7 protein-coding genes are annotated in these 5,645 nt (G+C 70.5%); 6 read left to right on the top strand and 1 reads right to left on the bottom strand.

Going from position 1 to position 5,645, the window contains the following annotated elements; all coding sequences use genetic code 11:
• The 6 genes from whiA to ACFPZL_RS09200 all read left to right on the top strand — a co-directional run.
• Window positions 1-633, top strand: a 633-nt coding sequence (gene whiA / locus ACFPZL_RS09225; RefSeq protein WP_382335186.1) for a DNA-binding protein WhiA, incomplete at its 5' end; no start/stop codon positions are given.
• A gap of 113 nt (window positions 634-746) precedes the next feature.
• Entirely contained in the window at window positions 747-1,364 is a 618-nt protein-coding gene (locus ACFPZL_RS09220) for a superoxide dismutase (protein WP_218116082.1), read from the top strand.
• A gap of 80 nt (window positions 1,365-1,444) precedes the next feature.
• Window positions 1,445-2,647, top strand: coding sequence for a phosphoglycerate kinase (locus tag ACFPZL_RS09215; protein WP_382335184.1), 1,203 nt, complete (start codon window positions 1,445-1,447; stop codon window positions 2,645-2,647).
• Complete coding sequence (tpiA, locus tag ACFPZL_RS09210) at window positions 2,644-3,474, top strand: triose-phosphate isomerase (RefSeq protein ID WP_218116080.1); 831 nt, start codon at window positions 2,644-2,646, stop codon at window positions 3,472-3,474. The genes ACFPZL_RS09215 and tpiA overlap by 4 nt, the downstream gene beginning before the upstream one ends.
• Before the next feature lie 75 nt (window positions 3,475-3,549).
• Window positions 3,550-3,798, top strand: coding sequence for a preprotein translocase subunit SecG (gene secG, locus ACFPZL_RS09205; protein ID WP_218116079.1), 249 nt, complete (start codon window positions 3,550-3,552; stop codon window positions 3,796-3,798).
• A 55-nt stretch (window positions 3,799-3,853) separates the two neighbouring features.
• Window positions 3,854-4,219 carry an RNA polymerase-binding protein RbpA gene (locus tag ACFPZL_RS09200; RefSeq protein ID WP_218116078.1) on the top strand — a complete coding sequence of 122 codons (366 nt, stop codon included), beginning with the start codon at window positions 3,854-3,856 and terminating at the stop codon, window positions 4,217-4,219.
• 21 nt (window positions 4,220-4,240) lie between these two features.
• Here ACFPZL_RS09200 and ACFPZL_RS09195 read toward each other — a convergent pair.
• Window positions 4,241-5,645 (bottom strand): glucose-6-phosphate isomerase (locus ACFPZL_RS09195; RefSeq protein ID WP_382335182.1); only part of this gene is annotated, 1,405 nt, incomplete at its 5' end.

Here is a 5,645-nt window from a genome sequence, read left to right as displayed (position 1 = left end):
CGACTGACCACGGGGGCTCCCGGCGAGCTGGCCGGGGTCTGGCGGGGCGCGTTCCTCGCGCGCGGCTCGGTGACCCCGCCGGGCCGCTCGGCGAGCCTCGAGGTGGTCTGCCCGACCAATGAGACCGCGATGGCGCTCGTCGGCGCCGCAGGCCGGCTCGGCATTTCTGCGAAGAGCCGCGAGATCCGCGGCCAGCACAAGGTCCTGATCCGCGACGGCGAGGCGATCGGCGAGATGCTCGGAACCATGGGCGCCACGGCCGCCCGCACCGAGTGGGAGGAGCTGCGCAAGGCGCGCGAGACCCGGAACACCGCCAACCGGCTCGTGAACTTCGATGACGCGAACCTGCGCCGCTCGGCTCAGGCCTCGGTCGCCGCCTGCGCCAGGGTCGAACGCGCGCTGGAGATCCTCGGCGACGACATCCCCGAGCACCTGCTCTACGCGGGGGAGCTGCGGCTGAGCCATCGCGATGCGAGCCTCGACGAGCTCGGTGCGCGCGCTGATCCCGTGCTCACGAAGGACGCGGTCGCGGGGCGGATCCGGCGCCTGCTGGCGATGGCCGATAAGGTCGCCGACGAGCGGCGCATCCCGAACACCGAGGCGAGCCTGCCGGACGAGCTGGACAGCCTGTGACGGGAGCCGCTCCGGCCGGCTCCCGGGCCCGGTCGGGGTGGAACATACCCAGCGCATTTTGACGCCCGAGGCATAGACTCGAAACCACAACGAAATACAGAAGGAGCGCCAGAATGGCTGAATACACTCTGCCCGAACTGCCCTACGACTACGCTGCCCTCGAGCCGCACATCAGCGGCAAGATCATGCAGCTGCACCACGACAAGCACCACCAGGCCTACGTGACCGGTGCCAACGCTGCGGTGCAGGCGCTCGCCGAGGCCCGTGAGAGCGGCAACCTGGCGAACGTCAACAAGCTCGAGAAGGATCTCGCCTTCAACCTGGGCGGGCACGTCAACCACACGGTCTTCTGGAACAACCTCTCGCCCGAGGGCGGCGAGCGCCCCGAGGGCGAGCTCGGCGCGGCGATCGACGAGTTCTTCGGCGATTTCGAGAAGTTCCAGGCGCAGTTCACGGCCACCGCGCTCGGCGTGCAGGGTTCCGGCTGGGCTGTGCTCGCCTGGGACGCGCTGGGCCAGCGCCCCAACATCGTGCAGCTCTTCGACCAGCAGGGCAACCTCCCCGCAGGCACCGTGCCGCTGCTGATGCTCGATGTCTGGGAGCACGCCTACTACCTCGACTACCTGAACGTCCGCGCCGACTACGTCAAGGCGTTCTGGAACATCGCCAACTGGCAGGATGTCGCGAAGCGCTTCGAGGCCGCTCGCGCGCAGACGCCCGGCCTGATCTGATCCCTGTTCGGCGGGTCGCCCTTGCGAGGGGCGGCCCGCCGAGTCGCGCGCGCTCCGCGCGCATCCTCTGAAGGAGCTCCATGCGCACTCTCGACACGCTCGGCGACCTGCGATCGCGCACCGTCGTCGTCCGATGCGACCTCAATGTGCCGCTCGACGGCGAGACGATCACCGACGACGGGCGTGTCCGCGCTTCGCTCGCGACGATCCGGGAACTTCGCGAGGCCGGGGCTCGGGTCGTGCTGATCAGCCACCTCGGCCGGCCGGCCGGGGCGCCCGATCCGCGCTATTCCCTGCGCCCGGTGGCGGTTCGGATGGTCGAACTGCTCGATGCACCGGTCGGCTTCGTGACCGAGACGGTCGGGCCCGAGGCCGAGGCCGCGCGTGCGGCGCTCGGCGACGGCGACGTCCTCCTGCTCGAGAACCTCCGCTTCAACCCGGGCGAGACGAGCAAGGATGCCGAGGAGCGTCGGGCCTTCGCAGCCGAGCTGGCTCGCGGCGCCGATGCCTTCGTCAGCGACGGCTTCGGCGTGGTGCATCGTCGCCAGGCCAGCGTCACGGAGCTCGCGGAGCTGCTCCCGAGCGCGGCCGGCCGCCTGGTGGCCGCCGAGCTCGAGGTACTGCAGCGGCTGACCGTGAACCCGGCCCGCCCCTACGCGGTCGCGCTCGGCGGTTCGAAGGTCAGCGACAAGCTCGGCGTGATCGCCCACCTGCTCGAGCGCGTCGACACGCTGCTCGTCGGCGGCGGCATGGTCTTCACCTTCCTGGCGGCCCAGGGGCATCGCATCGGCGCGAGCCTGCTCGAGGCCGATCAGCTCGACACCGTGCGGGGCTACCTCGCCGAGGCCGAGCGCCGCGGCGTGCGCATCATCCTGCCGACCGATATCGTCGTCGCCGAGGCTTTCGCCGCCGATGCCGCGCTCGCGGTCGTGCCCGCCGACGACATCGAGTCGAGCCCGTTCGGCGCGGCAGGCATCGGCCTCGACATCGGGCCCGAGAGCGCGCGCGCGTTCGCCGCGGCCATCGACGACGCTGCGACCGTGTTCTGGAACGGCCCGATGGGCGTGTTCGAGATGTCCGCCTTCGCCGCCGGCACACGAGCGGTCGCGCAGGCGCTGACCGACACCGCGGGCTTCACCGTGGTCGGCGGCGGAGACTCCGCCGCAGCGGTGCGCGCACTCGGTTTCGCCGACGATCGCTTCGGCCACATCTCGACCGGCGGCGGCGCCAGCCTGGAGTATCTCGAGGGGAAGTCGCTTCCCGGTTTGGAGGTCCTCGCATGAGCGGGAACCCGCAGCAGTCCGCAGAGTCCCCGCGTGATCGGGTCGAACGCGTCCCGTTGATCGCGGGCAACTGGAAGATGAACCTCGACCACCTGCAGGCGATCGCGCACGTGCAGAAGCTCGCCTGGTCGTTGAAGGACGCGCGGCACGACTACGGCTCGGTCGAGGTCGCCGTGTTCCCGCCCTTCACTGACCTGCGGTCGGTGCAGACGCTGCTCGCCGCCGACAAGCTCGCACTCCGGCTCGGCGCGCAGGACGTCTCGCCGCAGCCTGTCGGCGCGCGTACGGGAGACGTCGCCGCGGCCTTCCTCGCGAAGCTCGAGGTCCGCTACGTGATCGTCGGCCACTCCGAGCGCCGTCACGGGCACGGCGAGGATGACGGTGTCGTCGCGGCCAAGGCCGCCGCGGCCGTCGCTGCCGGAATGGTGCCGGTGATCTGCGTCGGAGAGACGGCTGACGACCTGGAGGCGCACGGCAGCGCGGCGATCCCGCACGCTCAGCTCGAGGCCGCGCTCGGCGGGCTGCCGCCGGAGGCCGAGTACGTGATCGCCTACGAGCCGGTCTGGGCTATCGGCAGCGGCTCACCGGCCGCCCCTGAGCAGGCTCAAGAAGTCGCGTCGCTGCTGCGTGCTCGGATAGGCGAGCTCCGCGGCGAACCGGAGGCGACCGCTACCCGTGTGCTCTACGGCGGATCGGTGACCAGCCAGAACGTCGCGGGATTCCTCAAGCAGCCGGACATCGACGGTGCGCTGGTCGGCGGAGCGAGCATCGATGCCGACGAGTTCAGCAGGATCGTCCAGTTCAGGAAGCATGTCGGAGTCGTGTGACCGAGCATCCCGCGCCGTCTTTGATAAGCTGATCGTCGGCCCTATGCGCCAGACGCCCACCGAAAGGTCCTCCACGTGCTCATTCTGAACATCGTACTGATCGTGCTCCTGGTGATCACGAGCCTGCTGCTCACCCTGTTCATCCTGCTGCACAAGGGGCGTGGTGGAGGCCTCTCGGACATGTTCGGCGGCGGCGTCACCTCGAGCCTCGGCTCCTCGGGCGTCGCGGAGCGCAACCTGAACCGGCTGACCGTCATCGTGTCGCTGGTCTGGGCGGTCTGCATCGTCGGACTCGGCCTGATGTCGCGCCTGGGCCTGGCCTGACGGCCGCCCGCCGGCGCCGCAGTTTCGATTCTTCCTTCGATAGAAGAGGTGTAGTTTGTCCAGCAGCAATGCGATCCGTGGAGCCCGAGTGGGCTCCGGTCCGATGGGCGAGAAGGACCACGGCGTCCGTGCCGAGCGCATCGCGATCTCCTACTGGGACGCGCTCGGCAATGAGACCATCCGCTATTTCGCAGCGGATGTCGCCGAGGAGGAGATCCCCGAGCAGATCGACTCGCCGCACACCGGCCTGCCGGCAGGCCGGAATCAGGCGAGCCCGCCGGAGCTCGCGAAGAACGAGCCCTACAAGACCCACCTCGCTTACGTGAAGGAACGCCGCACGCCCGAAGAGGCCGAGGAGCTTCTCGAGGCCGCGCTGCAGAAGCTGCGCGAGCGCCGCGGTCAGGCGCCCGCGAACGCCTGACGCTCGATCCCCAGCCGATCCTCAGCGTCGAAGCGTCGCGAGCAGCGCCTCGACCTGGTTCTCCATGATGGAGAAGACGGGTCGACCCAGTGCCGCGAGCACTTGACGATCGCCACGGGCCTGAGCCGAGATGAGCGCCGAGAAGTCGGTTCCGAGCACGGTTCCGGATGACTCGGCGGCGGCGGACGCCCCATCGAGCGGCGCCGCCTCGGCGATGACGGCGGGGGTCGTATCGAGGATCTGGAGGAAGACGCCTCGTTTCGGCCCGCCCTTGTGGAACTGGCCGGTCGAGTGCAGGTAGCGCGGGCCGAAGCCCAATGCGACCGGAACACCCAGCGCTTTCACGAGCGCCCCGCGCAGCTCGGCGAGCGGTGCATCGGTGCGGCGGTCGAGATATGCCTGGATCGCGAGATATCCGTCCGGCTCGAGCGCAGCGCGCAGCTGTGCGACGAGGTCTTCGGGGTCCGGGCGATGCACCCCGTCCTCGACGTCGCCGATGCTGCTGCCATCGGTGCCGGCGGCGTCGAGCAGCGCCCGCGCGGCGGCCTTGGCGGCCTCGACATCGGGCTGGTCGAAGGGGTTCACGCCGATCAGTCGACAGAGTGCTGCGGTCGCGACCTCCCAGAGGAGGAAGTGCCCGCCCAGCGGCCCTGAGACGGTGAGTGTGTCGGGTCGGCCCTCGTCCGGCCCCGGGTCGGGCCGCAGCTCGACCAGCAGCTCGTGCCCGGGGAGGGCGCCGCGGAGTTCGGGCGCGTCGGCGGGGAGTGCGATCGGGAGGACCCCCGCTCCGTCCTTGCCCGTGCTCTCGGCGATCAGCTGCTCGATCCAGTCCGCGAGCGGGGTCCCGCGCACCTGGCTCTCGAAGACGCCGCAGAGGTAGCGGCGGGGGAGCGCCGCAGCCAGTGCCGCGGCGAGTCGGAGCGCCGGGTTCTCCTCGGAGTCCGCGCTCAGCGCTGCGGCTGCGGCAGCGGCCTCGGCGAGCAGGGATCGCACGTCGGCTCCGGCGAGCACGGACGGCACCAGACCGAACTCGGTCAGCGCGGAGTACCTGCCGCCGACCTGCGGGTCGGCCAGGAAGACGCGATAGCCGCGCTCGCGGGCATGGGAGTCCAGCTCCGAGCCGGGATCCGTCACCACCGCAATGCGCTCCGCTGCGTCGATACCGGCTGCCGCGAACGCGGCCTCGAACGCCGTGAGCTGACTGCGCGTCTCGACGGTCGTGCCCGACTTGGAGCTGACGACGACGGCCGTCCGGTCCAGGTCGAGGAGTGCGCGGGCGATCTCGGCCGGGTGGGTCGAGTCGACCACGGTCAGCGGCGCCCAATCGCGGTGGCAGATGACCTCCGGCGCCAGGCTGGAGCCGCCCATGCCGCACAGCACCACCCGGTCGACCCCGCGCGCCGAGAGCTCGGCCCGCAGCGCCTCG

The organism is Leucobacter soli (assembly GCF_042659205.1).
GTDB classification, from domain to species: domain Bacteria; phylum Actinomycetota; class Actinomycetes; order Actinomycetales; family Microbacteriaceae; genus Leucobacter; species Leucobacter soli.
Note: the sequence above shows the minus strand (reverse complement) of the source record. Positions and strands in the feature narration are given on the sequence as shown.

Bases quoted from the DNA above. Each gene is read 5' to 3' on its own strand.
- ACFPZL_RS09220 (WP_218116082.1), top strand. From the start codon at position 747: ATGGCTGAATACACTCTGCCCGAACTGCCCTACGACTACGCTGCCCTC.
- ACFPZL_RS09215 (WP_382335184.1), top strand. From the start codon at position 1,445: ATGCGCACTCTCGACACGCTCGGCGACCTGCGATCGCGCACCGTCGTC.
- tpiA (WP_218116080.1), top strand. From the start codon at position 2,644: ATGAGCGGGAACCCGCAGCAGTCCGCAGAGTCCCCGCGTGATCGGGTC.